This is a genomic window from Roseibium sp. AWQ4_254, from assembly GCF_056161025.1.
Window position 1 is genome coordinate 31177 of the sequence record NZ_JBSWYH010000014.1, and the last position, 26726, is coordinate 57902.

At 60.2% G+C, this 26726-nt stretch carries 24 protein-coding genes; 6 read left to right on the top strand and 18 right to left on the bottom strand.

The features are described 5' to 3' along the window. Positions 1-392: 392 nt before the first annotated feature. The 5 genes from ACXAIC_RS12360 to ACXAIC_RS12380 form a co-directional block, all read right to left on the bottom strand. The gene (locus ACXAIC_RS12360) at positions 393-1757 is read right to left on the bottom strand and encodes a DEAD/DEAH box helicase (RefSeq protein WP_475178868.1); all 1365 of its coding nucleotides are present in this window, start codon (positions 1755-1757) and stop codon (positions 393-395) included. A gap of 320 nt (positions 1758-2077) precedes the next feature. Beyond that, positions 2078-3208 (bottom strand): PQQ-dependent sugar dehydrogenase, encoded by a 1131-nt coding sequence (locus ACXAIC_RS12365; RefSeq protein WP_475178870.1) that lies wholly within the window; start codon positions 3206-3208, stop codon positions 2078-2080. 170 nt (positions 3209-3378) lie between these two features. Further along, positions 3379-5673, bottom strand: a complete 2295-nt coding sequence (locus tag ACXAIC_RS12370) for an NADP-dependent malic enzyme (protein ID WP_475178873.1) — start codon at positions 5671-5673, stop codon at positions 3379-3381. A gap of 115 nt (positions 5674-5788) precedes the next feature. Next, positions 5789-6433, bottom strand: a complete 645-nt coding sequence (locus tag ACXAIC_RS12375; RefSeq protein ID WP_475178876.1) for a ceramidase domain-containing protein — start codon at positions 6431-6433, stop codon at positions 5789-5791. Positions 6434-6712: 279 nt separating this feature from the next. Further along, the gene (locus ACXAIC_RS12380) at positions 6713-7939 is read right to left on the bottom strand and encodes an aminotransferase-like domain-containing protein (RefSeq protein WP_475178880.1); all 1227 of its coding nucleotides are present in this window, start codon (positions 7937-7939) and stop codon (positions 6713-6715) included. Between the two features lie 186 nt (positions 7940-8125). On the opposite strand from ACXAIC_RS12380, the gene moaB reads away from it, so the two are divergent. Next, positions 8126-8683, top strand: coding sequence for a molybdenum cofactor biosynthesis protein B (gene moaB, locus ACXAIC_RS12385; protein WP_475178884.1), 558 nt, complete (start codon positions 8126-8128; stop codon positions 8681-8683). 158 nt (positions 8684-8841) lie between these two features. Here the strand turns inward: moaB and ACXAIC_RS12390 are convergent, their stop codons facing one another. Continuing rightward, positions 8842-9537 (bottom strand): glycosyltransferase, encoded by a 696-nt coding sequence (locus tag ACXAIC_RS12390; RefSeq protein WP_475178889.1) that lies wholly within the window; start codon positions 9535-9537, stop codon positions 8842-8844. A gap of 110 nt (positions 9538-9647) precedes the next feature. Here ACXAIC_RS12390 and ACXAIC_RS12395 point away from each other — a divergent pair, with 110 nt between their 5' ends. After that, entirely contained in the window at positions 9648-10811 is a 1164-nt protein-coding gene (locus tag ACXAIC_RS12395; protein WP_475178892.1) for a PA0069 family radical SAM protein, read from the top strand. A 45-nt stretch (positions 10812-10856) separates the two neighbouring features. Then, on the top strand, positions 10857-11528 hold the full coding sequence (locus tag ACXAIC_RS12400) for a ribonuclease HII (RefSeq protein WP_475178897.1): 672 nt from the start codon (positions 10857-10859) through the stop codon (positions 11526-11528). A gap of 446 nt (positions 11529-11974) precedes the next feature. Here ACXAIC_RS12400 and ACXAIC_RS12405 read toward each other — a convergent pair whose 3' ends face one another. From ACXAIC_RS12405 to ACXAIC_RS12440, 8 genes are all read right to left on the bottom strand, one after another. Then, on the bottom strand, positions 11975-12454 hold the full coding sequence (locus ACXAIC_RS12405; RefSeq protein WP_475178900.1) for a F0F1 ATP synthase subunit B: 480 nt from the start codon (positions 12452-12454) through the stop codon (positions 11975-11977). A 10-nt stretch (positions 12455-12464) separates the two neighbouring features. After that, a complete protein-coding gene (locus ACXAIC_RS12410; protein WP_475178904.1) occupies positions 12465-13013 on the bottom strand; it encodes a F0F1 ATP synthase subunit B in 549 nt (182 codons plus the stop codon). Between the two features lie 82 nt (positions 13014-13095). Continuing rightward, positions 13096-13320 (bottom strand): F0F1 ATP synthase subunit C, encoded by a 225-nt coding sequence (locus ACXAIC_RS12415; RefSeq protein WP_055111220.1) that lies wholly within the window; start codon positions 13318-13320, stop codon positions 13096-13098. Positions 13321-13390: 70 nt separating this feature from the next. Further along, positions 13391-14140 (bottom strand): F0F1 ATP synthase subunit A, encoded by a 750-nt coding sequence (locus tag ACXAIC_RS12420; RefSeq protein ID WP_475178911.1) that lies wholly within the window; start codon positions 14138-14140, stop codon positions 13391-13393. Between the two features lie 55 nt (positions 14141-14195). Then, positions 14196-14582, bottom strand: coding sequence for an AtpZ/AtpI family protein (locus ACXAIC_RS12425; protein ID WP_475178914.1), 387 nt, complete (start codon positions 14580-14582; stop codon positions 14196-14198). A gap of 211 nt (positions 14583-14793) precedes the next feature. Next, entirely contained in the window at positions 14794-18252 is a 3459-nt protein-coding gene (locus ACXAIC_RS12430) for a chromosome segregation SMC family protein (protein ID WP_475178918.1), read from the bottom strand. An 87-nt stretch (positions 18253-18339) separates the two neighbouring features. Then, positions 18340-18975: a DsbA family protein gene (locus ACXAIC_RS12435; protein ID WP_475178921.1), complete on the bottom strand. Its 636-nt coding sequence runs from the start codon at positions 18973-18975 to the stop codon at positions 18340-18342. A 206-nt stretch (positions 18976-19181) separates the two neighbouring features. Further along, positions 19182-19709, bottom strand: a complete 528-nt coding sequence (locus ACXAIC_RS12440; protein WP_475178923.1) for a DUF721 domain-containing protein — start codon at positions 19707-19709, stop codon at positions 19182-19184. A 194-nt stretch (positions 19710-19903) separates the two neighbouring features. Here ACXAIC_RS12440 and mutY point away from each other — a divergent pair, with 194 nt between their 5' ends. Further along, positions 19904-20983 (top strand): A/G-specific adenine glycosylase, encoded by a 1080-nt coding sequence (gene mutY, locus ACXAIC_RS12445; protein ID WP_475178928.1) that lies wholly within the window; start codon positions 19904-19906, stop codon positions 20981-20983. A 35-nt stretch (positions 20984-21018) separates the two neighbouring features. Here mutY and ACXAIC_RS12450 read toward each other — a convergent pair whose 3' ends face one another. Then, positions 21019-21396 carry a VOC family protein gene (locus tag ACXAIC_RS12450; protein ID WP_475178933.1) on the bottom strand — a complete coding sequence of 126 codons (378 nt, stop codon included), beginning with the start codon at positions 21394-21396 and terminating at the stop codon, positions 21019-21021. A 335-nt stretch (positions 21397-21731) separates the two neighbouring features. On the opposite strand from ACXAIC_RS12450, the gene ACXAIC_RS12455 reads away from it, so the two are divergent. Both ACXAIC_RS12455 and bfr read left to right on the top strand, forming a co-directional pair. Beyond that, positions 21732-22214, top strand: coding sequence for a fasciclin domain-containing protein (locus ACXAIC_RS12455; RefSeq protein WP_475178937.1), 483 nt, complete (start codon positions 21732-21734; stop codon positions 22212-22214). 464 nt (positions 22215-22678) lie between these two features. Continuing rightward, entirely contained in the window at positions 22679-23164 is a 486-nt protein-coding gene (bfr, locus tag ACXAIC_RS12460) for a bacterioferritin (RefSeq protein WP_475178941.1), read from the top strand. Positions 23165-23952: 788 nt separating this feature from the next. Here bfr and ACXAIC_RS12465 read toward each other — a convergent pair. The 3 genes from ACXAIC_RS12465 to ACXAIC_RS12475 are packed head-to-tail and all read right to left on the bottom strand — an operon-like array spanning position 23953 to position 26534. Then, positions 23953-24843, bottom strand: coding sequence for a metal ABC transporter solute-binding protein, Zn/Mn family (locus ACXAIC_RS12465; RefSeq protein ID WP_475178943.1), 891 nt, complete (start codon positions 24841-24843; stop codon positions 23953-23955). Positions 24844-24861: 18 nt separating this feature from the next. Beyond that, positions 24862-25734 carry a metal ABC transporter permease gene (locus tag ACXAIC_RS12470; RefSeq protein WP_475178946.1) on the bottom strand — a complete coding sequence of 291 codons (873 nt, stop codon included), beginning with the start codon at positions 25732-25734 and terminating at the stop codon, positions 24862-24864. Further along, on the bottom strand, positions 25731-26534 hold the full coding sequence (locus ACXAIC_RS12475) for a metal ABC transporter ATP-binding protein (protein WP_475178948.1): 804 nt from the start codon (positions 26532-26534) through the stop codon (positions 25731-25733). The genes ACXAIC_RS12470 and ACXAIC_RS12475 overlap by 4 nt, the downstream gene beginning before the upstream one ends. Between the last annotated feature and the right edge of the window lie 192 nt (positions 26535-26726).

Consider the following 26726-nt stretch of genomic DNA (forward strand, 5'->3'; position numbering starts at 1 on the left):
GCCCCGGTCTGGTTGACCGGATCAGCGGTGCAACGATGTCCGTGGGCGAGATTGGCTCAAGGGAGGCCGCATTCGGAGAGACTTAGGATGTTATGTTGTCGCACGTCTGGCCCGAGACCCCGTATCGACCTGCGACGCACTCCTGGCCGAAGCCCCTCCAAGCGCGATCCAACAGATCAGGATCAATTCCGCTTGGTATTGGGCCTTTGAACCAATAGAGAGGCCCGCCCTGTTGAAAGGAAACAGCTAGCCGGTGCTCATCCACTCGCGGATGAGCACCGGCTGATCTTGTTGCAGATCTTGCCCGGTATGCCAAACTCACGCTCTAATCTGCGCCGAGCCGAAAGACCGCCAAAACCGGTCGGAGTGGGCCCGGTCAATCGGGATTGGTCTCAGGCCGCTTTGTTGCGGCGGTTCGGCCGACGCCGTTTGGAGGGACGGGACGGGGCCGCATTGTCATTGTCGCCACTGGCCGCATCTTTGTGCGCACCGCGTTTGGGATGTGACCGCTTCTGGTCGCCCCGGTTCTGGTCGCCCCGGTTCTGGTTGCCCCTGGACTGCCCCCCGCGGCTTTGCCCGCCACGGTTCTGGCCGCCGCGTTTTGACCGGTTTTCAGCAGCCGACATGGGCGGAACCTCCCCTCCGGCCACCGGGATATCAATCCCGATCAGCTTCTCAATCTGCCGGAACAGGGCGATTTCTTCCGGAGCGCACAAGGCAACCGCCTCACCTTCCGCACCCGCGCGCGCGGTGCGGCCGATCCGGTGCACATAGGCTTCGGCAACCTCGGGCAGCTCGAAATTGAAAACATGGCTCACGCCGGGAATATCGATACCCCTGGCTGCAACATCAGTGGCCACAAGCACGTTGATCTTGCCTTCGCGCAGCTCCCGGATCGCCCGGTCCCGCTGGTTCTGGCTCTTGTTGCCGTGGATGGAGCCTGCCGCAACACCGCTCTGGGCAAGTTTGCGCATCAGCCGCTCCGCACCGTGTTTCGTGCGGCAGAAAACCAGAGACAGGCTGTCCGGCTGGGCCTGCAACTGGTCCAGCAGAAAGTCCGTCTTTTCCTTGCGGTCCATGAAATGCACACTCTGGGTGATCTTGTCCGCCGTGCGCCCGGCCGGGGCGACTTCAACCCGCTCCGGAGAGCGGAGATAGGACTTGGCCAGATCACCGATCTGCTTGGGCATGGTTGCGGAAAACAGCAGCGTTTGGCGTTCGTCCCGCACCAGGCCGGAAATCCGGCGCAGCGCGTGGATGAACCCGAGATCCAGCATCTGGTCGGCTTCGTCCAAAACCAGGTAGGAGGCTGTGCCAAGGTCGACAGCTTCCCGGTCCACCAGGTCCAGAAGCCGGCCCGGCGTTGCCACCAGAATATCGGTGCCCTTGGCCAGACGCTTGATCTGGCCGTTGATCGACACGCCGCCCACCACGGACGTGACCCGCAGCGGTGTCTTGCGCAGAAAGGAAACCAGGTTCTTGGCGATCTGGTTGACCAGTTCGCGGGTCGGCGCAAGAATCAGCGCTCGGGTTCCTTTGGGCTGAGGCGCTTCGCTCTCATCCTGAAGCCGATCGATCAGCGGCAGGCCGAAGGCCGCCGTTTTGCCGGTACCGGTCTGGGCAAGCCCCATCAAGTCCCGGCCCTTCAAAATGAGCGGGATCGCCTTTTCCTGAATCGGAGTCGGTGCGTCATAGCCGTTTTCTGACACGGCTTTTACAAGATCACCGGACAGACCCAGGTCTTTAAAGTTGGTCAAAGTCATTTCCTTGTTGCGAGCGTTGCAAACGCTCTTGTCACCGCAAGGACATTCCTTGCAGTCTTGTCTTTGGTTTGCGGCAGCCGGACCTTTTGTCCTGACTCTTTGCCGCCAGACCCTCACGTGACATGGGAACTGGTTGAGCCTCGCATCAGGCTCGAAATCTTGTGCAATTGGGTGCGCCTGCCTCAGAAACCCTGGTTTCGGGCGACTGCGACCCAAGACTGCTCACGCGGCAGTGTTGCAGAACGCTATATCGTCGTCCCGGCCCGAAATGTCAAGCAAACAACATAGCTCCCAAAAGATAACGCAGCGTCCGCCTATTGTGGCAACAGACGCAGCAACCGTCCGTCATCAGTGTCTGTCAACACATAGAGATACCCGTCCGGCCCCTGACGCACGTCCCGGATGCGTTCGCCCAGATCTTCCAGCAGCTGGACCTCACCGGCGATGCGCGTGCCCTCCAGATCCAGCTTCGCCAGATGCTGCCCGCGCAGGGCCCCTACCAGAAGATCTCCCTGCCAGTCCGGGTAGCGGCCGCTGCTGACAAAGGTCATGCCAGACGGGGCAATGGACGGGTCCCAAAAATAGATCGGCTGTTCCATCCCGGCTTTCTCCGTCCCCTCCCCGATCTTGCCGCCCGAATAATGCCGCCCGTAAGAAATCACCGGCCAGCCATAATTCCTGCCCGCTTGAGGAATGTTGATTTCATCTCCCCCGCGCGCACCATGTTCCACGGTCCATAAGACACCCGTTTGCGGATGAATGGCAGCGCTTTGGGGATTGCGATGGCCGATGGACCAGATTTCGGGTTTCGCACCCTGCCGGTTCAGGAAGGGATTGCCTTCAGCCGGCGTTCCGTCCGCCGTCAGGCGCAGAACGGAGCCGGTGTGATCCGACAGATCCTGGGCCCGCTCGCCATCTCCCCGGTCGCCCAGCGTCATGAACAGATTGCCGTCAGGGGCAAAGGCCAGACGCGAACCAAAATGCCGGCCGCCATAGGCGCGGTTGTTGCCCCGGAAAATCGTCTTGCCGTCTTCCAGACGGTAGCCGCCCTCACCGGCCACAAGCCTGCCCCGGAACAGCGAGGTCCCAGCCCCTTCCGGAGAGCCTTGCGAAAAGCTCAGATAGACAAGGCCGTCCTCTTGAAAGGCCGGGCTGAGCGCCACATCCAGCAACCCGCCCTGCCCTTGGGCAAACACCTCCGGCGTGCCCGACACAACGCTTTGCACGCCTTCTGGCGAGATTGCCTTCAAAAGGCCGTCCCGTTCGCTCACCAGGTAGCCGCCGCCGGGCAAAAAGGCGACGGCCCAGGGATAGGAGAGACCGCCAGCAACCTCTTCCACCGTGACGGAGGTCTGTGCCAGCGCGGGCCCCGTCTGCACAAAAGTGGCTGACATCGCGATACCTGCACTTGCAACGATCCCCTGAAAGCACTTGCGCACACCCATTTGCAACTCCCGGTCATGAGGCTTTCACCTTTACGTAGAGCGCCTTCGACCCCGTTCAACATCATGGCCGTTCCTGAAAGATGGCACTTAGGACACAGCGTCGAAAACCAAAAAGGCAGAGCGGCGGCGCCGCTCTGCCCATTGTTTCAAAAAGCCGACAGTCTTCCGGCTCAGTCTTTCTGGCGGGTCTGTGCTTCAACGCTGGCCAGTGCCGACATGTTGACCACGCCGCGCGAAGTAACAGATGGCGTCAGAATATGGGCTGGTTTGGCCGCGCCCAGAAGGATTGGCCCCACATGCAGGGCCCTGGTCGACACCTTCAGAAGATTATGAGCAATATTGGCCGCATCCAGGTTCGGGAAGAGCAGAAGGTTGGCCTCTCCCTTGAGCTTGCCGCCCGGCATAACCCGTTCCCGCAGCGCTTCGCTCAAGGCCGAGTCGCCGTGCATTTCCCCATCGACTTCCAGCTCCGGATGACGTTCCCAGATCAGTTCCAGCGCGTCGCGCATCTTGCGGGAGGACGCTGTTTCCCGGGAGCCGAAATTGGACAGGGACAGAAGCGCAATCTTGGGCTCGATACCGAAACGGCGGATCTCCTCGGCAGCCAGAACCGCCATTTCGGAGATCTCATCGGCCGTCGGGTCTTCGGTCACAAACGTGTCCGACATGAACAGCGCACCCTGGCTGCTGATCAGGAGGGACATGGCTGACAGGTCATGCGCCGTTTCGCACACGCCGATCACCTGCTTGATGTCGCGCAGATGGCGGATGAACCGCCCTTCCAGGCCGCAGATCACCGCATCCGCATCCCCCCGGCGCACAGCCAGCGCAGAAATGACCGTGGTGTTGGTGCGCACCACGGTGCGGGCTGCGGTGGGCGGCATACCCTTGCGGCCGACACATTCGAAATACTCGTCCACATAGTCGCGGTAGCGCGGATCATCCTGAGGGTTCACATATTCAAAATCCACATCCGGCCGGATTTTCAGGCCGAACCGTTCGCAGCGCTGCTGCAGCACATCCGGGCGGCCGACCAGAATGGGCCGGGCAATATTGTCTTCAATCAGAACCTGCGCAGCCCGCAGCACGCGCTCATCTTCCCCTTCAGCATAAATGATGCGCTGAGGGTCCTTGGCCGCATTCTGGATGATCGGTTTCATGATCAGGCCGGAGCGGAATACAAACCGGTTGAGCCGGTCCAGATAGGCGTCGAAATCGGTGATCGGCCGGGTTGCGACCCCGGTTTCCATGGCCGCACGGGCAACGGCAGGGGCGATCCGCAAAATGAGCCGCTGGTCGAACGGCGACGGGATCAGATAGTTGGGACCGAAGGTCTCGGTCTTGCCGCCATAGGCCCGTGCCACAACGTCGGACGGCTCTTCCTGGGCCAGACCGGCAATCGCCTCCACTGCGGCCCGCTTCATTTCTTCATTGATGGTGGTCGCGCCCACATCCAGCGCCCCGCGGAAGATGAAGGGAAAGCACAGGACATTGTTCACCTGGTTCGGATAGTCCGAACGGCCGGTGCACATGACCACATCGTCACGCACCGCCAAAGCGTCTTCCGGCATGATTTCCGGGTTCGGGTTCGCGAGGGCCAGGATCAGTGGGCCCGTGCCCATCTTTTCCACCATATGCGGCTTGAGCACGCCGCCCACGGACAGGCCCAGGAAAACATCCGCCCCGTCGATGACCTCCTCAAGGGTGCGTTTGCCGGTCTTTTGCGCAAAGACCGCCTTCCACTCGTCCATCAGGGTTTCGCGGCCCTCATAGACGACACCTTCAATGTCGGTGATCCAGATATTCTCGCGCCGCGCCCCGAGCGAGACCAGCATGTTGAGACAGGCCAGCGCCGCAGCACCGGCGCCGGACGCAACAATCTTGGCGTCTTCGATCTTCTTGCCTGCCAGCTGCAAGCCGTTGCGCACGGCCGCCCCCACGATTATGGCCGTGCCGTGCTGGTCGTCGTGGAAAACCGGGATGTTCATTTTTTCCCGGAGTTTGGCTTCCACCATGAAACATTCGGGCGCCTTGATGTCCTCAAGATTGATGCCGCCAAAGGTCGGCTCCAGCACGGACACCGCATCCACGAACTTGTCGACATTGGTCTCGTCCACCTCAATGTCGAACACGTCAATGCCCGCGAATTTCTTGAACAGGACCGCCTTGCCCTCCATCACGGGCTTGGAGGCGAGCGGGCCGATATTGCCCAGACCCAACACCGCCGTGCCGTTGGAGATCACCGCCACCAGATTGGCGCGGGAAGTGTAGTTTGCGGCCTTGGCAGGGTCTTCTGCGATTTCCAGACAGGGCGCTGCAACACCGGGAGAATAGGCCAGCGCCAGATCGCGCTGGTTGCCGAGCGGTTTGGTCGGCTGGATCTCCAGTTTCCCTGGCTTTGGATGCTCGTGATAAAACAGCGCGGCTTCGCTCAGATCGTGTTCAGCCTTGTTGGTGTCGCTCATGACGTGTCCTGTCTCCCTGACCGGCTGGGGCCCCGGTATTGTTGCCCCTGGCTGCGGGCGGGAAAAGATTTGAGAGGCCAGCCAGGGTTTGAAATGTCGTATGTGGTTCTGTCGTTTACCCGGCGCGCTGTAAAATGAGAACCCTTACCAGCAAATACAGCACAACAGCGTTCAGGATATGCCACAGGAAATGTGTGCCGAAAGCGATCTGTGAACACAAGGGCTGATCCAGGGTCCGAAAGGTCAATGACAGCAGAAAAACCCCGCCTGTGACCAGAACCTGACGGCCCAAGGCCTGGTTCCGCCGGAAAAACAGCGTCCCGACGACGAAAATTGCGAGCAGCGCAGACACATATCCGGCCGAGGAGCCAACCAGCGGTGCAGCGGCCCTGCCCACAAAGGGCGTGAACGCCAGAAAGGCAGCAACAATGGCCAGTGCGGCCCAGAGCGGCGCTCCCAGGAAGCGCCTGAGCGCGAAAAAAAGATACAGGTGAATGAAGACCGCAATCGGCAGGACATCGGCCAGCGCCGCCCAGCGGGTCGCAACCGTGTGGAACAGAAACGAGCCGATGCCGATCGCGGCTATCACGATGATCAGGCTGATCCCGGCCGGATCAGCGGGGGTTTTGCGGCGCCAGAGCAGAATGGCCAGGACGGCTGCAATCAGGAAGGCACCGTTGGTGACCGCGTTCAAGGGTTCGGCCCAAAAGTCCGGGCTGAGCCGTTCGCAGTAATTGTTCAGCCTTTGCATGAGATCCATCGGGCAGTCCTTCCAGGCAGCCGCCGCATGTGCGGCTTGAAACAGCGCTCTGCCTGTTGATGCGCAACCGGCCTCTGGAGAGCAACGGTTGATCAAACGGGCCGGAGCGGTGCGCTGAGCCAGACCGCCCGGCCGGCCCTCCTGCAAGCAGGAGGTGTCGAGACGGCGCTGATACATAGCGAAATTCCAGTGGCCACTCTCCTTTCATGCCTCCTGGGGCGTTTGCTGCGCCCCCCCATCATAGCTCAGGAGAGTGACCACCGGACTTAACGCGGTGTATTACACCCTGGACATGACAGTTTCGGCAATCAGCGCGCCCAATCTTGATATCCCCGCCTCGATCCTGTCCGCACTGGCACAGGAAAAGCTCAACCGAAAGGTATTGGCTCCGCTGCCATCAGGGTGAAACGCCTTGCCCGGAACAAAGGCGACCTTCACCCTGGCGACCGACTGGTGCAGCAGATCTGCCGCATCCAGCCCTCCGGGCAGCTCGACCCAGATGAACATGCCCCCTTCCGGCCGGGTCCAGCGTGTCCCCTCCGGCATATGCCGCTCCAAAGCGGCCAGCATGGCATCGCGCCGCGCTTTGTAGGTGGCGTTGATACGGGCCGAATGCCGGTCAAATTCGGTTTCGGCGACCCGGGCCATGGCTTCCTGATTGACAACCGGCGTGTTCAGATCGCTCGCCTGCTTGATCAGAACCAGACGGGAAATCACATCAGACGCCGCGCAGATCCAGCCGAGGCGCAATCCCGGGGAGAGCGATTTTGAGAAGCTGCCGCAATAGAGCGTCCGGCTGTTTTCAATGCCGCCCTGTTGCGCGCAGTCAAGCGCCAGAAGGCCGGGGACCGGCGCCCCGTCATAGCGCAAGCTTTGATACGGCGCGTCTTCAATGATGGCGCAGGACAGCTCACCGGCCAGGGTGAGAAGTCGCTGGCGCTCTTCCAGGTCCAGGGACAGGCCTGTCGGATTGGCAAAATCCGGCGACAGATACGCGAATTTGACGGCGCCTCCCTTGTCCTGCGCCCGGGCGCGGATCGTCTCAGCGCTTTCATTGGTCAGAGGGTCAAGCCGGTCGAACTGCGGCTCGTAGGCGTTGAAAGCCTGAAGCGCGCCCAGATAGGTCGGCCATTGCAGCAGGGCCGTATCCCCTTCCGACAGGAACAGCTTGCCGATATAATCAAGCCCCTGCTGGGAACCGGATGTGATGATGATGTTGTCCGGCCCGCAGTCAACGCCCAGCTCTTTCATATGACCGGCAATCCAGGTGCGCAGCCTGAGGCTGCCTTCGCTGATGCCATATTGCAGCGCCGTGTCCGCTTCCGGCCCTGACAGGACCTCCTGATAGGCGGCCCGGAAGGCCTCGGCGGGGAACAGGGCCGGATCGGGAATGCCCCCGGCAAAGGAAATCACATCGGGCCGGTCCAGCAGTTTCAGAAGCTCACGGATTTCGGATGCCCGCATGCGGCTTGCACGCTTGGCGTAAAGGCTTTCCCAGGTTGTCATAATGGCTCTCAGACAATTTTGATGTGATATTTAAGTCAATAATACTGACCTATTCATTTTGCAAGTGTCTCAATCTTGTTATTTTTTGTAATTTTATTTCTCAAAAAGATCCCAATACGGGGTAACCCCACGGGGCTGGAACCGCCTGCCGGTTTCGCCTATGTCTTCTGGACACAGGAGGAAGCCATGTCCCGTCTCGATGAAACCCGTCCATTCATTCCGCTCAACATTGCGGTTCTGACCGTTTCCGACACCCGGTCGCTGGAGGAGGACCGATCCGGCAAGACCCTGTCAGAGCGGCTCGCAAGAGCCGGCCATCTGCTCGCAGACCGGCAGATCGTGACAGATGATGTGGAGGCGATCCGGGCCGTCGCCCGGACCTGGATCAGTGCCCCGACCGTTGACGTGATCATCACGACAGGGGGGACGGGCTTCACCGGCCGGGACGTGACACCGGAAGCCATGGAGCCCCTGTTTGAAAAGCGCATGGACGGCTTTTCGGAAGTGTTCCACCGGATCTCCTATGACAAGATCGGCACCTCAACGATCCAGTCCCGCGCAACCGGCGGAGTTGCGGGGGCGACCTATATCTTTGTGCTGCCCGGCTCTCCAGGAGCCTGCAAGGATGCCTGGGACGGCATCTTGAAATGGCAGCTCGACTACCGGCACATGCCGTGCAATTTCGTGGAAATCATGCCGCGGCTGGATGAGCATCTGAAACGGGGCAAATTGCAGGATGCCTGACACGCTCTGTGCTACCCGCCCCCCCTTTCAGGAGAGGCCTTCGGCCCTCCTCCGCAACTGCTTTGATTGCCAAGGGGATATCGGGGCGTTCCCGGCTCAAAACAGCCAGCTCACAAGCTCATCTTGAGGAGGAAGGGATTCCCTTTCAAATACCGGTGTCAGCCGTGCAGCCGCACCGCGACGCTGGCAGGAATGCGCAAGGTGCCGACACAGAACCGCGCAAGGCCTTTGCGGAACTGGGCCAAACTGTTTCCACCCGCAGACTCACCCGATGTGACCGCTGCAGCCCTTAGGAAAACAATCCGGTTGCGGCCGATGCGCTTGGCAATGTCCAGATCCTCCAACTCCCGCAACGGCCGGTGGCCGCCCAAAGTGCTGTAGAACTGGCGTGAGATCAGAAGCCCCTGATTGCCATAAGGCATGCCAAGAAGCTGCGAACGCAGGGCGGACATCGATTCGCTGATCCGCGCGCCCATGCCAAACGTTTCGTAGCGCAGGCGGAAGCTGGCTGCGGTCCGCGCCCCGTTCGGGGCCCTGCCGGCCCTTTCGATAAACGCCTGGGCTTCATGGTGCCAGCCGCTTTCCAGGAGGGTTTCGGGGCGGAGAAACAAGAGCCAGTCACCGCGTTTGGCCAGGGAAGCCCCATAGGCCAGCCGCTCGCTCCGGCTCATGCCCACAGCCTGCGCCCAGCCGCAGCCAGCGGCGTCGGCGACCCGTTCGGTCCCGTCGCTTGAGCCGCCATCCACAACAATGACTTCCCGGACAACCCCTTCAGCCGCCGCTGTGACCAGAGACGACAGCGCATGCACCAGATCGGTCTCTGAGTTTTTTGTCGGAACTATGACACTTATCATGAGGCAGTGTTTTACATGAAAAATCCCCAGTTGCGAAATGCCGGGCTTGAATTGCTTTAAATTTGAGCTAATGTTCCCGATATGTTCTCGCTTCAGAGTGATCTCCGCCCATGACCCTTGCCCCTCATACCGACCGTCTGCCGGACGGAGCCCGCCTTGATCCGGTGTCTGAACTGCCGGAAACTGCGGAGGCGCCTGGCTCTGACCGGGTTCCGCAAGACCTGCGGCGTGGCCGGGGCGCAGCCCTGAACGCCTCCGGCAGGTTCGAGCCGCTGGCGCGGGAACGTTTCGACGACGGTTGGGATCTGGACGAGGAACTGCCACCGCTCCAGACCGACGTTCAGGAAGAACGCGCGCGCACGATCATCACCCGCAACGAGTCTCCGGACCTGTCCTTTGACCGGTCGATCAATCCTTATCGCGGCTGTGAGCACGGCTGCATCTATTGTTTCGCCCGACCGAGCCATGCCTTTATGGGCCTGTCGCCTGGACTTGATTTCGAGACTCGCCTGTTCGCCAAACCGAATGCCGCCGGGCTTCTGGAACGGGAGCTGTCGAAACCCGGCTATGTCCCCCGCGTGATTGCTATCGGCACCAACACCGACCCTTACCAGCCGGTGGAGCGTGGCTACGCCCTGATGCGCGAGATTCTGGAAGTTCTGGAAGCCTGTTCGCATCCGGTTGCCATTGTCACCAAGTCCGCCCTGGTCACGCGGGACATTGATATTCTTGCCAGAATGGCGGAGCGCAATCTGATCAAGGTGGCGCTTTCGGTCACCACCCTTGACAAGAAACTCTGCCGGGCCATGGAGCCAAGGGCGTCCGCCCCGCATAAACGGCTTGCGGCCATCAAGGCCCTCTCGGAAGCGGGTATCCCGGCCTCGGTGATGATGGCCCCTGTCATCCCCGCCCTGACCGACTGCGAAATCGAGAACCTTCTTGAGGCGGCCGCCAGCCATGGGGCCAGCGAAGCCAGTTTCATTCTGTTGCGCCTGCCGCTGGAAGTCTCTGAGCTCTTCCGGGACTGGCTGCTGCGGGAGCGGCCCGACCGCTACCGCCATGTGATGAACCTCATCCGCTCCATGCGCGGCGGCAAGGATTATGACGCGAAATGGGGCGAGCGCATGCGCGGGCGCGGTCCCTATGCGGAGCAGATTTCCAAACGCTTCACCCTCGCCGCCAAACGGCTTGGACTTAACCTGCGCCGCAAGAAGCTGAACACGGACGCCTTTGTGCAGCCGCAAAAAGGCGGTGTGCAACTTGACCTCTTCTAACACTCCCGCCTTGCACAACGCGTTGAGGGGCGGCAGGCTGGCGCCATGTCTTCCAGCCTGAACCTTTTCGACCTTTCCTTTCCCGACAGTCCGGACATTGCCCTGGAACGCAGCCATGCGGCTGCCTTTGACGGCAAGCTCTGCGGCGTGGATGAAGCCGGGCGCGGCCCCTGGGCCGGGCCAGTGGTGACCGCCGCCGTGATCCTGGACTATGACCAAGTGCCGGACGGGCTGAACGATTCCAAAAAACTGACCGAAGCAAAACGGGAAGAGCTGTTTGAGCAGATCGTCTCAACCGCCTTTGTCTGCACCGCCAGCGCGTCTCCGGCCACGATCGACCGGGAGAACATCCGCGCAGCCACTTTGTGCGCCATGATGCGGGCCGTGAACGGCCTTGCCAAAGTGCCGGATTATGTTCTGGTCGATGGCCGGGACGTGCCCCCGGCGCTGACACAGGCGGGACAGGCACTGATCAAGGGGGATGGACGCTGCCTGTGCATCGCCGCTGCCTCGATTATCGCAAAGGTGACACGGGACCGGATGCTGGTCCGCCTTGACGATCTGACGCCCGGCTACGGTTTCGCCCAGCACAAGGGCTATGGTGTGCCCAAGCATCAGTCGGCGCTTGATCTGCTTGGCCCCTCCCCCCACCATCGCGTGAGCTTCAGGCCGGTACGGCTTGCCGGCGCGGCAAAACGTCATACCAAGCGCAGTTGATTACGGCCCATTTGCCCGTGACACCAGAGCGTTCAGCAAGGCGCTTGGTCACAGGGCGATGCACAGGCATCGTCCAGAACGCGCAACACGGCGGAACACTCTTATGTCACGGCCTTCGGTCGCTTTTCAGGCCCGCCGGCGATGCTTCCCGCTTGCCCGGCCTCCCGGCCGGTCTGCGCGCCATTCCTTACCGGCGAACCTGCAAAAACCATCCAATAGGGTCTTTTTGGGTGAGGTTGGAAAAATCCCCACAGACATCAGGGGTGTCTGCGCAAAAAACGAAGCAGATTGAAACCGGATAAGCGCAAAATACTCCTAGGTAAGCGGGTGTACCGCCGCCCCGCACAAGCGGGCCCAGTTTGCCTGTTGGCCCTGGCAAATCTTCTGACCCAACAAAAAAGCGGCCCCGAAAGGCCGCTTTTTCTTAGCTGTTATCAAACCTCGGATCAGTTCAGACGGTCTTTGACCTGACTGATGCTCTTGGCCAGAATGTCGTCGGCCACCTTGTCCTTGACCTTTGCGGTCAGGATGGTTTCGGCGGCGGCAACAGCCACATCGGCAGCCTTGGCGCGCACTTCTGCAATCGCCTGCGTTTCTGCCTGAGCGATTTTCACCTCCGCGGCCTTTGTCCGGCGGGCGATCATGTCTTCCAGCGCCGCGTTGGTTTCCGCCGTCAGGCGCTCGGCCTCGGCATTCGCTTCCGCGATAATGGCCTCCGCTTCACCCTCGGCCTCATGCCGCTTGCGCTGATATTCGGACAGAAGCGACTGGGCTTCTTCCCGCAGCTTGCGGGCTTCTTCCAATTCCTTGCGGATGGCGTCAGCGCGGTCGTCCAGAGAACCGCTGATCTTGCCTGGCACCTTCAGATAGATGATCAGGGCGAAGAAGAGGATGAGACCGACCAGGGCCCAAAATGTTGCGTCCATGACGGTCTCCTCAGTTCATCGCCGACTTCAGCGCTTTTGTCAGGTCGGTCTTGGTCGGAGCCTTGCCCATCAGCTGCTCAACGAGCGCCGTGGTGGTCTCTCCGGCAATATCACCGATCTGGGACAACGCTTCTGTTTTGATACCGGCAATCTGTGTTTCGGCAGCCTGAAGCTTTTCAGCCAGCTCGGCTTCCGCTTTTTCGCGGCGCGCGCCGTGGTCGGCTTTCAACTTGGCGCGGGTATCGCTTGCAATGCTGTGCGCCTTGTTCCTGGCTTCAGTCAGAGCCTGCTCATAGGCCGAAATGGCTGCATCGGTCTCTTCCTTGAGGCGGTTGGCCTCCGATAGATCCCCCGCAATGCGGTCCTTTCGGTCTTCCAGAATCCCGGCAATCCGCGGCATCGCCACGTTCTTCATGATCCAGTAGAAAACGCCAAAGGTGATAGCAAGCCACAGAAGCTGGGACGCGAAGGTTTCCGCATCGAACGGGGGAAAACCCACACCATGCTCTTCGGGTGGCACAGTAATCCCTGTGCTGGTCGAATGGGTATCGCCTGCCATTTCCAGTCTCCTAGATCCGGTCAGACGGCGCTAGAAAGCGCCGCCACCGGAGTCGCATCTAAAGTCGCTGCTTTCCGCGCGATTACGCGAACAGGATGAGGAAGGCGATCAGAAGGGAGAAGATACCCAGAGCTTCGGTCACGGCGAAGCCGAAGATCAGGCGGCCGAACTGGCCATCAGCTGCGGACGGGTTGCGCAGAGCGCCAGCGAGGTAGTTGCCGAAGATGGTGCCGAGGCCGATGCCTGCACCGCCCATGCCGAGACATGCGATACCTGCACCGATGTATTTTGCTGCTTCTGCTTCCATGACACGTGCTCCTAGATGTGTTGCAGATGGCTCACAGACGGCTCTTAAGGCCGTGTGATTGGGTTGACCCTTAATGTGAAGGATGAAGGGCGTCGTTCAGATACATGCAGGTCAAAACGGCAAAGACGTATGCCTGCAGGAAAGCGACCAGGAATTCCAGCGCCGTCAGGGCAACCGTCATGGCCAGCGGCAGAACGGCACCGAAAATGCCGACCGCCCCCATGGCGCCGAGACTGACGACAAAGCCTGAAAAAACCTTGAGAGTGATGTGACCGGCCAGCATGTTGGCGAACAGACGTACCGAGAGGCTGATCGGGCGGGACAGGAACGAGATCACCTCGATCATGGTCACCAGCGGTATCAGGGCACCGGGCACGCCGCTTGGCACGAAGAGCTTCAGGAAGCTCATGCCGTTCCGCATGAAGCCGTAAATAATGACGGTCAAAATCACCAGCATCGCCAGCGCGAACGTGACAATGATGTGGCTGGTGACAGTGAAAAAGTAAGGGAACATCCCGAAAAGGTTGGCGACAAGCACAAACATGAACAGGGAGAAGACAAGCGGGAAAAAGCGCATCCCGTCCGACCCTGTCGCGTCTCTCAAGGTTCCGGCAATGAACTCGTAAAGCATCTCCGATACGGACTGCACCCGGCTCGGCACAAGGCCACGGCCACTGGTCGAGAAAATCAGGAACGCGGAGGTCGCTGCCACGGTCAGGACCATGAACAGCGAAGAATTGGTAAATGAGAAATCCACTCCACCGACTTCAATCGGGAAAAGTGTGTGGATTTGGAACTGATGGATCGGATCGTTCGCCACCGGCCAGCCTTCTTCGCTCGTTCACAACATGTGCGCCCTGGGGCGCGGCACAATCTTAGTCCGGTTCGTCGTTCCGAGCGTCCTTGTCGCGGGGCATCCCGACCTGCGGCTGTTCGACCACCCCGGCCGAGCGCAAGACATTCAGGACACCGGCCGCAAAGCCCAGCAGCAGGAAAATGATCAGGCCTATCGGCGTCGTTCCCAGCCACTGGTCGGCTACCCAACCAATCCCGGCCCCCACCAGGACACCTGCGATGAACTCCGAAGACAGTTTCATCGCCTGCGCATATCCGGAGGAGTTGCTCTCAGACTTGCGCACTGCCTTTTCATCGGCCGCACGCTGGTCGTCCAGCTTCCGGTTCAATTGAGCCCGCCGCTCCGACAGACCCGCTTTCGAAACATCGCCGTTCCGATCGTGATTTTCGCCGTTTCCCGAAGACATGTTCCCCAGTCCCCAGTGCTCCGACATGTCAGATCAAACAACAGGAGTGCCCCGTAAGCCGCGCGCACCATAGTCGGCGCCTCAGGCCGTGTCAAGAAGCCTGGATTAAGAATTATCTAATTGAAAATATTGAATTTTTTTATTTCTCACGAAATTTACCAGACCTAAGTTGTACACCACTTCCGCAAGGGACGGTCCCAGAAGGGTCCGGTCAGCCGGTCTCCCGGAATCGCTCGGCGGTCTCAAGGTCCACGGAAACCAGCTGGGAAACGCCGCGCTCGGCCATCGTCACCCCGAAGAGCCGGTTCATGCGCGCCATGGTGATCGGGTTGTGGGTGATCACGACGAACCGGGTTTCGGTGCTGGAGGCCATTTCATCGAGCAGGTCGCAATAGCGCTCCACATTGGCATCATCCAGCGGCGCGTCCACCTCATCGAGAACGCAGATCGGCGCCGGATTGGTCAGGAAAACAGCGAAAATCAGCGACATGGCCGTCAGGGCCTGCTCCCCGCCGGACAGGAGTGTCATTGTCTGCGGCTTTTTGCCCGGAGGCCGCGCGATGATCTCCAGGCCCGCATCCAGTGGATCGTCCGAATCCACCAGTTGCAGCTCCGCCGTGCCCCCACCGAACAAATGCGTGAACAAACGCTGGAAATGGCCATTGACCACTTCAAAGGAGGCCAGAAGACGTTCGCGGGCCTCCCGGTTGAGATTGGAAATGCCGGTGCGCAGACGCCGGATCGCCTCGATCAGGTCATCCCGTTCCGAGGTCAGCGTGGTCTTCTGCTCGTCAATTTCCTGCAATTCCTCTTCGGCGCGCAGGTTGACGCCGCCAAGGCGCTCACGCTCGGCCTTCAGCCGGTCCAGCTTGCGCTCCATGGCTTCCGGATCGGGCAGCGGCGCGCCTTCTTTCAGCCCGGCAATCTCGGGCAGTGCCGCTACAGAAACCTCCAGATCCTCATCGATGCGGCGCTCCAGGTTGCCCTTGCGCTCCCGGGCCGCTTCCAGCCGTTCTTCGGAGCGGATCTTCTGTTCACGGGCCCCGGCCATGGCTTCCATGGCGGCCTTGGCCGCCCGGTCCACATCGGCCTGGTCCAGTTCGGCCTGCTGCAGCCGGTCGTCCCTGGCCTTCTTGTCGTCTTCGGCCTTGGAAATGGCGGAAAACAGATCCCGGCGCTTGATCTCGATGTCTTCCGGTGCCTCGATCAGCTCTGCCCGTTCTTCTTCCGCCTCTTCGCGCCGTTCACTTAGAACGGAGATCTGCTGAGCTGCGTTGGCCGCGCGGGTTTTCCAGCCGTCATATTCGCGGGCAATGGCGTCCAGGCGCCGGTCGCGCATCTGCTGTTCCCGGGCCAAGCCTTCCGCGACGGCCCTGGCTTCGGCCAGCGCGCTGCGGGCGGCGCTGACATCGGCCTGCAGCGTCTCGATCTGCTCCTGGTAATTGGCGCTTTCAGGCGCGTCTTCCAGCTGCTCCTGCGCCTCGGCCACCTGCTCGCGGGCAAGGCCCGCCTCTTCTCCCAAGCGCTCGGCCCGCTCCTGCGCCCCGGCCTTTTTCGCTGCCAGTTCAGAGACGGCCCGCTCCGCTGCAACCAGCGCCTCCCGGGCCGCTGCTGCCCGGCGCTGGCCATCGCGCACCTTGCCCCTGGCAATCTGTTCCAGCTCCACGCACTGACGGACCCGGGCTGCGGAGGTTTCCAACTGCTCCTGGCAGCCTTCAACGGCCCTGCGGGCCGTGTCTATCTCTCCGGCCAGCTCCGCCAGACGGTTTTTCTGGGCGAGCCTTTGCGCAGCCGGGGTCGGCGCATTGGCTGCCACCACAAATCCGTCCCAGCGCCACAGGTCTCCTTCCCGGGAGACCAGCCGCTGACCCGGCTTCAGGGCAGTGCGCAGGCTTTGCCCCTCAGATTGACTGACCACACCGATCTGCCGCAGACGCCGCTCCAGTTCGGCAGGCGCGATCACAAATTCCGACAGCGGCCGCACACCGGATGGCAGCTCCGGGTCCCCGCTCGGGGACAGTGCCGGTCCCCATTTGACCGCAGCCGCCTCTTCCAGAGAGGCATCAAGATCTTCCCCGAGAGCAGCCCCAAGGGCGGTTTCCAGCCCCTGCTCCACCTGGATTTTTTCAACAACCGGTGTGTGATCCCGGTCGGACAGGGCATTCAACACCTGATCCAGTGTGCGCGCTTCGGTCTCAAGGCCCTGCAGGGTCTGGCGTGCATCCCCCAGCGGCCCGCGGGCCGCCTGTTCCTGCTCGCGGGCTTGCCGGGTCGCCGCTTCGGCATCCTCAACTGCGGTCTCGGCCTCCACCAGCGTCTCTTCGGCCAGCTCCAGCGCCTCGCGGTTTTCAGACACACCGTCCACTTCGGCCATTTGCCGGTTCAACGCGTCCAGCGCCTGCTGCGCGTCGCGCGCCTGGGCCACCAGCCGGTCGGCACGCTGGCGGCTTTCGGCGACAGAGCGTTCCAGCTGGCGCCGCTCGGCACTGGCCCGGGCCTCGGCCGCTGTCAGGTCCGACAGTCTGGCCTCAAGATCCCGTACCGCCTCTTCAGCCTCCAAAGCCTTCTCGCGGGCGGATCCGGTGCGCTCCTGCACCATTTCGTTTTCTTCCAGAAGCTCGGCCCGCTCCTCCGCCAGTCGCTCCAGAACCTCGTCATTTTCAGAGACCATGGACTGTTCGCGCCGGATGTCTTCGGACAGCTGCACCAAGCGGCGTTCCAGATCCTGCAAGCGTTCCTTGACGCGCCGCTCTTCGGCGTCCAGTTCGTTGCGGGCAATCACGAGGCGCTGCAGGGCTGCACCCGCCTTGGCCGCCTCATCGCGCAGTTCCGGCAATTTATGGGCGGCAATGGCCTGCACCCGGGCACTTTCGGCCTGAAGCGCCGTCGCCTCGTTTACCTGTTTTTGGGCCTCCGCAAACTGGGTCTCGGCCGACGCCAGCGCATCGCGGGCTTCCGTCCACCGGATATAGAGGATGGAGGCTTCTGCACCCCGGATTTCAGACGACAGATTTCGGTAGCGTGAAGCCTGGCGGGACTGGCGGCGCAAACTGTCCAGCTGGCCATCGATCTGGACCAGAACATCTTCCAGCCGCTCCAGGTTCTGCTCGGCGGCCCTTAAGCGGATTTCCGCTTCGTGGCGGCGCGAATGCAGTCCTGAAATGCCGGCCGCCTCTTCCAGGATCTGGCGGCGGGAGGTTGGCTTTGCGGCAATCAGCTCGCCGATCTGGCCCTGGCGCACCATGGCGGGCGAGCGCGCGCCGGTGGAGGCATCGGCGAACAGAAGCTGCACGTCCCGGGCACGCACATCCTTGGCATTGATCTTGTAGTTGGAGCCCTGCTCCCGCTCGATCCGGCGGCTGACTTCCAGAAGATCGGCATCATTGAAGGCCGCCGGGGCCGTCCGGTCCTGATTTTCCAGGAACAGCGTGACTTCCGCCGTGTTGCGGGCCGGACGGTTGAGGCTTCCGGAGAAGATCACATCGTCCATGCCCGAGGCGCGCATGTTTTTGTAGGAATTCTCGCCCATCACCCAGCGCAGGGCTTCAACGAGATTGGATTTGCCGCAGCCATTGGGCCCGACCACACCGGTCAGGCCGTTGCCGATGATGAATTCCATCGGCTCGACAAAGGATTTAAAGCCCACAATGCGGAGTTTGGAGAACCTCACCGGCGCGTCCCCCAGATGCGGGCAAGAGCCGCCCCGGCCCCGTCAGGGCCGGAACAGCTTGGAGCGTCCGGCGCTGCCAGCGCCGGGTTAAAGCTGTTCGTCGATGAGTTTTCCCATTTCTTCAATCGACATTGCCCCTGAGTGCTTCTCGCCGTTGATGAAAAATGTCGGCGTTGAATCCACACCAAATTCGTTCGACGCCCGGTCCCGCACCGCATTGATCGCATCCAGCAAGCCCTGGTCCGTCAAGCATTTCTCAAACGAGTCTTGTGTAAATCCGATCTGCTTGGAAAAGTCGAGCAAGGATTGGTAAGGATTGTCTGTGAACGCCCAGGTCCGCTGGTTTTCAAACATTGTATCCACAATGCCGAAATATTTGCTGGGCTCAGAACACCGGGCCAGCATGAAGGCGGCAGCAGCCACCGGATCGAGCGGAAACTCGCGGAAAATGAAGCGCACCTTGCCCGTGTCGATGTATTCTTCCTTCAAAGGCTTCCAGGTCTCTTTGTGGAAATGTGCACAATGCCCACAGGTCATGGACGCATATTCGACAATCGTGACCGGTGCATCTTCCTGACCCATGATCTTGTCGCCAAGAGGGCCGGGTTTCAGCAGCTCTTCTTCGTTGACGGTTTGCGCCAAGGCCGGAACGCCGCCGGCAAGGCCGAGAGCTGCGGTTGCCAGGGCCGTGGTCTTTAGAAACTGTCTGCGGGTCTGGGTCACGGAAGATGTCCTGTCACTATTGTCTTGAGCACCGGTAGGTCCGGGACGGCTGGTCTGGGCCGACCCTTCTTAAATGCCGGTTCGTTGCTTCATTTGCCCCTTCGGGCCGTCGGCGTCAACAAGGACTGTCAATTGTGGCATGAGAGAGGACAAAGAAAAGGCCAGTTTCACGAAAGTGTTACGAGATGCTCGGCCGCCGCCGGATCTCAGGCCAACTGGCTGGCATTGCGGGCAATAACCTGTGCGCCGAGTTTTTTCAAAGCCTCGCGCAGCCGCCCGTTTTCCAGGCCTTCCAGGCTTTTTTCCAGTTTCTCTTCTTCAGTTACGGTCAGGGCGCGCAGGGCCTTGCGCGGCTGTGGCCGTTTGGCAAGGACCGGCCGTTGCAGGATCTTGATCCTGCCAACAGCTGCCCAGCCATAAAACATGTTTATCCGCTCAATCAGCTGGGCACTGTCATGGGACAGCATCATTGCCGTAGCACCATCTGTATGCACAACAAGTGTGGCAGGCTGCGGTGGCGCCTCCGGATCACTCAACTCCGGCTGGCGGGGCCAGATCAACCGGTCAGGCTGGACCCGGTCACCATAGCGGTCGCCGACAATATCGGCCCAGGCTGCAATAATGTCGACAGAAGCAAAACCGCGCTTGCGGCACACAGGCGTCATTGCCTTACCGACCAGATCGGCAAGCAGTTTCGCCTCTTTCGGCGGTATCTGCGCATTTGCCTTTGTCACGCCAATGACCTACTTCCTTCTCCGGTCTGCCCGGACCACGGTAAGGCCCCTTTCACGGGAGCAGGTATGTTGTGTCCCAATAAAATAAGTCGAAAAAAGGACGAATACTTTATTGATCCGCCTCAGCCTACCCGCCCAGCTCAAGTTGTCCCCAGGCTTTCCAAGCCTGCTTGTGCAAGAAATTTGAAGAGTACATGCCCGACCTCCTGTCCAGTGCTTTGCTGAGCCGGTCCCTTCTGGACTGGTATGATAGTCATGCCCGGCGTCTTCCCTGGCGGGTTGCGCCGGAGGACAAAAAGCTCGGCGAGGTTTCCGATCCTTACCGGGTGTGGCTGTCCGAAGTCATGCTGCAGCAAACAACTGTCGCGGCGGTGAAAGACTATTTCCACAAATTCACTATGACCTGGCCAACCGTGTCTGCTCTGGCGTCAGCCAGCGAAGAAGATGTCATGAAGGCCTGGGCAGGTCTTGGTTATTACTCCCGCGCCCGGAATCTTAAAAAATGTGCCGACACGATAGCAGCGGATTATGACGGCCGTTTTCCCGATACGGAGGCGGAGCTGCTGAAACTGCCCGGCATCGGCCCCTACACGGCCGCCGCAATCGCTGCCATTGCCTTTGACCGTCACGCGGCCGTTGTCGACGGCAATGTAGAGCGGGTGCTGGCGCGGCTGAAGCAGATCGAAATCCCGCTTCCCGATGCCAAGCCCCAGATCAAGGCGGCCATGGCGATCCTCACACCGCCGGACCGGCCCGGAGACTTCGCACAGGCGGTGATGGATCTGGGGGCAACCATCTGCACCCCCAGACGCCCGGCCTGCGGCCTGTGCCCCTGGATGAGCGCCTGCGCGGTCCAGAACGCACCTCTCGCCGAAACCTTGCCCCGAAAGGCGCCAAAGAAGCAAAAGCCAACCCGCTTCGGAGCCGCCTTTGTCGCCCTGGAACGCTCCAGCGGCGCGGTGCTGTTGCGCCGCCGCCCGCCCAAGGGGCTGCTAGGAGGCATGACGGAAGTGCCCGGCAGCAGCTGGTCGGCAGATTTTGACAGCTCAACGGCCGTTGAAGCGGCTCCCTTTGACGCCAACTGGCAGGAAATGACCACAGAGGTAACGCATACCTTCACCCATTTTCACCTGAAGCTCCGGGTCTATCGGACGAACGCCGCGTCTGCCGCGCTTGGCAATGTGCCCGGGGCCTGGTGGGCCCCGGCCAAAGATCTGCACGAGGAAGCCCTGCCGACGGTAATGCGAAAGGTGCTTGCCGCAGCGCTTGAGTGACGCAGATCCGGCGCACAGGGGGCCTCGCCATAGCGTCAGAGGATCTCCCCGACATCGATCCGGTTTCCATCCGGATCGGCAAAGACAAAGGCGCGAAGACCATAGTCCTTGTCTTGAAGCCGTTTGAGAATGCGCAGGCCCTTGTTCTGGCATCTGTCATAGGCAACCTCAGCATCAGCCACCAGCATATGCGCCACATTGAAGCTGGCCGCCTTGTGCGCTTTTTGAAGAGACAGATGAAGCTCCGCTTCGTCCTTCTTCAAGATCATGAAACCGACCGGATCACCGTTTGCAAATGTTTTTTCCAGACCAAAGAGGTCCTTGTAAAGGCTGGCAGCCTTCTGGATATCTGATACGGGAAGGGTCGCCGCGATCCGGCCAAGCCGAAGCGGGGATGTGTGTCTGGACGTCATGGCATCCCTTTTTGGTCATCTGCGGGTCTTGATACGGGCCGGTCGGTGCCGTCCCCTCAAACAGGGTCCCGCTGGTCAGGGCAGTGCCTGGCCGCATGGTACAGGCTCCATGCACTTCGTCAAATTTCCAAACAGAGCAGCCGCCACGCAAAAACGGTCTCTCCAGATCAGCTACCCGACAGAGTAAATGGACGTTTACTTTTTCCTCATCCAGCCTTCAGTACCCTGCGTAAGCTTTCCAGCACAGGCCAATCGTTAAACTATTTACACTGCTTGGAAGAGATCTTTTCCGAGCCATCGAAACCCTTTGCCTGTGACTGAGTTGGGAGTGAACCATGCAACTGATCAAGTCCTTCTTCTTCGCCCTTCTTCTGATTTTACCGCTATCTGCCGCCAAAGCTGGTGAAAAAGACATTGTCGACACGGCTGTTGGTGCCGGATCGTTCAACACACTTGTTGCCGCGGTTCAGGCCGCCGGACTGGTCGACACTCTGAAGGGCGACGGCCCGTTCACGGTGTTTGCGCCGACCGATGAAGCTTTCGCGAAACTGCCCGATGGTACGGTTGAAAACTTGCTGAAACCGGAGAACAAGGATCAGCTCGTCGCGATCCTCACCTATCACGTGGTGCCGGGCAAAGTGATGTCGAGCGATATTGCCGGAAAGAAGGCTGACGTGGCTTCCGTCCAGGGCGGTGAAATTGCAGTTGATGCCACCGACGGCGTGAAGGTCGATAACGCCAAGGTGATTACGGCCGATATCGAAACGTCCAATGGCGTGATCCACGTGATCGACACGGTTATTCTGCCCAAGTCCTGACCACTGCGGGAAACGCCAGACGGGGACAGCGCTCGCCCCTTATGTCCCCTCTGCGGGCGCGGTTCTGACCTGAACCGCGCCCTTTTCGATTAAACTTCTGTCATAAGCGGCGCTCCCGCCTCCGTATGCTTGCAAATGCGCTTGCAAGACCCTTCATATTGCTGTGCGCCCGCCCCGCCGATTGCAAAAAACTTCGTAACTTCATCAATGAAGGCTGGACAGTTAGTATGGAATGATTCTAAAACAATGACGTCTAGAATAATTCTAAACTAGTGACATAGCTCTGAAGTTCGTCACATTTCCCGGCACGCTCCGAACGCATTTCAGAGTCAAGAAGGTGACTAGCAAGTTTATGTTTCTATTGTGGTTTTCGAATTTGAAATACGCTCCGGCGGTGACTGCTGGAATGAGGTGTATTTCAAATTCACCACACTAGGGCAAGAGAGGCTCAAAGAGAGGTTGCCATGAAAGGGAATGACAAAGTTATCGAGCGCTTGAATGAAGCCCTGTTCCTGGAGCTCGGCGCGATCAATCAGTACTGGCTTCACTACCGGCTATTGAACGATTGGGGCTTTGCGCGTCTGGCGAAGAAAGAGCGTGAAGAGTCCATCGAGGAAATGCACCACGCGGACAAGATCACCGACCGGATCATTTTTCTTGAAGGTCACCCGAACATGCAGAAGGTCGCCCCGCTGCGGATCGGCCAGAATGTAAAGGAAGTTCTGGAATCGGATCTTGCCGGAGAATATGACGCACGCACATCCTACAAGAAGTCACGCGAAATCTGCCGGGAAGAGGAAGACTATGTCTCCATGGCCCTTTTTGAGTCCCTGCTGAAGGACGAAGAAGGCCATATCGACTTCCTGGAAACCCAGCTGGATCTTCTGGAGAAGATCGGCGAGGAACGTTACGGTCTGCTCAACGCAGCTCCGGCAGACGAAGCAGAATAAGCACAAGCCCCATCGATCCGACACACGCAAGGCGCGGCCCCGGCCGCGCTTTTTTTGTTGCTGAGCCTGGTTGTTGATGGGCCTGGTTTGTTTTTGGACCTGGTTGGGTCTGGGCACGAAGGCCAGGCGTACCGTTTCCTCCTCTGCCGCCCGACCGCAGCTCTGCGGAGAGCCGGGCCCTTGTCCGCCGCACCGGGTACGGCAGATGTCACCACATGTGCCGGCCCGCCCCTGCTGCTGTACAGAGGAAAAGCGCATGTGCTGGGGGCGAGAGGTTCCAAAACGAATGGTAATACCAATCACACTTGATAGAGACCTATCTGATGGCTTTTTCCAATTTGCAGGCAAGGCGCGGTGTGCAGGGCGGCCTGGTTGGCCGTTCAAGCAGCGCAACGCTGTCCGGCAGGTTGGAAAACGCCACCAAAGGCCGGTTTTGGAGCCCCTTCGGACTTTGTTGCAGATCTTGCCCGATACCGGTATCGCGCTGCGATCTGCGCCTCGCCGAAAGACCTCCAAAACCGGTCAGATGGATCTCTATCATGTGTGATTGGTATAATCGCCTTTGATCGCATTTGCCTGCCGCTGCCTGAAGTCAGAGTTTTCAACGCAAGACATCAATGCAATCAAACGATATTTGCTCCAGACGGACAGGCCCGGCCCGCCAAAGCGGACCGGGCCTAGAGTGATCCCGCATGAAGGCATGGGGCTGACGTGCTCTCACGCAGCCGCCTGCTCCTCAGTCCTGAGACAAAACCGGTCTCCGGTTTCGCGCAGCACCTTCCGGCTCCTTATCTGGAGATCGCCGCGACGATCTGATCCGTGTTGTAATTCATCAACTTGATGTAGCTGGAGGCAGGTCCGTCCTTGCTGGACAAGGCTTCGGGATAAAGTTCACCGCCCGCCTCGGCCCCGGTCGCATTTGCAATCTGCGTCACGAGACGCGCATCGTTGGAGTTTTCAAAGAAATAAACCTTCACCCCATCCGCCTTGATCTGGTCGATCAGCTTGGCGATGTCGGCAGCAGAGGCTTCCGTTTCCGTTGAGACGCCCAGGGGTGCAATGAAGGTTACCCCATATTCTTCGCCGTAATAGCCGAAGGCGTCATGGCTGGTGAGCACCTTGCGCTTGTCCTTGGGAACCGCATCGATCTTGGCCTTGATATCGTCATCCAGCTTCATCAGCCGTGCCCGGTAGGCCGCAGCGCTCGCCTTGATGTCTTTGGCGTCGGCCGGATCGGCCTCCAGCAGGGCGTTTTCGATATTGTCGACCCAGACCAGCACATTGGTCACACTGTTCCACACATGGGGATCGGTTACCGTCTCGCCATCCTCATCCATCTTGTGGGTCTTGATGCCCTTGGACACGATGACAGGCGCCTTGGAACTGTCTGCGGCTTTGGCGAGGCGCTCAAACCAGGTCTCGAGCCCCTCCCCGCTCAGAAAGGTCACGGCCGCGTTTTTTACGGCCATGGCATCTGTCGGGGACGGTTCATAGTCGTGAGGATCGCCATTGGCCGGAACAAGGCTTTTGACGTTCACATGATCGCCGCCCACATTCTGCACCACATCGGCCAGCACGGTGAAACTTGCGACCACATCCATGGTTTTGGCCGAAGCGGACGCCATCAAGGCGACGCTGAGCGCTGCCGCCCCCGCAAGCGTAACAAAAGACTTTTTCATTTCGTTGTCTCCAACAGGTCAGCCCGCAAGATGCGGACGGTTGAGAAGACGCCTCACCATGCCGGAAGGACCAGCAATGAGTGAGGCGCCGTAGAGCAGGCTGGCGGTCAGGATGATCGCCGGCCCGGAAGCGAACTGGAAATGGTAGGAAACCAGCAGCCCGATGAGGCCCGACACGGCCGCGCTGGTGCTGGCAATAGCGAACATGCCGGGAAGCGTGCGGGCCCAGAGTTGGGCAATCGCAGCCGGCAGCATCATCATGCCAACCGCCATGAGCGTACCCAGGGCCTGAAATCCGGCGACAAGATTGACCACCACAAGAAACAGGAACAGGAGATGATAGGCTGGCCCGAGGCCGCCAACGGCCCGCAAAAAGCCCGGGTCGAAACATTCGGCGACAAGCGGACGGTAGACAATGGCCAGCATCACCAGCGTGAAGGATGTGATGCCGCCCACCAGGTAGATCGCCTTGGCATCAATCGCCAGAATTGTTCCGAACAGAACATGCAGCAGGTCGATATTCGACCCGCGCAAGGAGACGATCAGCACACCGAGCGCCAGGGAGGTCAGGTAGAAGCTGGCAAAACTGGCATCCTCCTTCAAGGATGTTGTCCGGGTGACAAATCCGGACAGAAGCGCCACGCTGAGCCCGGCCACGAGCCCGCCAAGGCCCATGGCCAGCATCGACAGGGACCCGGCAATCAGAAAACCGATGGCGGCCCCGGGCAAAATGGCGTGGCTCATGGCATCTCCGATGAGGCTCATGCGCCGCAGCATCAAGATCACCCCCACCGGCCCGGAGCCGAGCCCCAGCGCAACGGAGGCAACAAGCGCCCGGCGCATGAAACCATAATCGGCAAAGGGGGCGATCACGCTGTCATAAAAAGTCATCTGCCAAGCCCTCCGGCTTGAGCGCACACATCCGCCGTTTCGTCCCAGGCTTCGGCCATGGCCCGGGCCTTCAGCAGGTTTTCCGGGGCCAGGGCCGTTTCTGTCGGGCCCCAGGTGATCAGCTGTCGGGCCAGAAGCACGCTTTGCGGGAAATGCGCGCGCACTTGCTCGAAGTCGTGAAGAACGGCAATCAGCGTGCGCCCTTCCCCGTGCCAACGAAGCACGATCTCCAGAAGATCGCGGGTGGTGCGCGCATCGATGGCCGTGAACGGCTCATCCAGAACAATGACCTGCGCGTCCTGAAGCAACAGACGGGCGAACAGGACCCGCTGGAACTGCCCGGCCGACAAGGCACCGATGGCCCGCCGTTCCATGCCCTCCAGACCGACTGCCGACAAGGCTGCGCGGGCCCTGTCCGCAAGTTCGCGTGTCACGCCGCCAAAAGCACCGGTTATCCGCCAGGCGCCCATCATCACCGTGTCGGCGATGCTCAAGGGGAAATGCCGTTCGGTTTCAGCGGCCTGAGGCAGGTAGCCAAGATCCTGTTTTTTCAGCCCACCAAGATCCACACTGCCTTCGGCCGGGCGCAGCTCCCCCATCAGGGTTTTCAGGAGGGTTGATTTCCCCGCGCCATTCGGCCCGGTCACGGCAGTCAGGCTGCCCGGCTCGAACAGGCCGGACACATGATGCACCGCGGGGTGCCGGTCATAGGCCACGGTCACATTGCTCAACCGGATGGGACCGCGTGCGGCCGGGGCCGCTTGAGAGGCCGTTTCTTGGGAGCGGTCCAAACGGATCATGGCAGCGCCACCGCCCACGCGACGCAGAGCCACAGGAGCACAAGCAGCAGCCCCACGCCAGCCAGACGGTGCAACACCGTCCTTGCCATAAGGGAAGAAAGAAAGGGATCTCGATCCAGCAAGGGATATGTCCGAATTCGAAGAATTTTACGTTATGTTATAACGTAAAATTCTTGGTTCTAGAGATGTGTA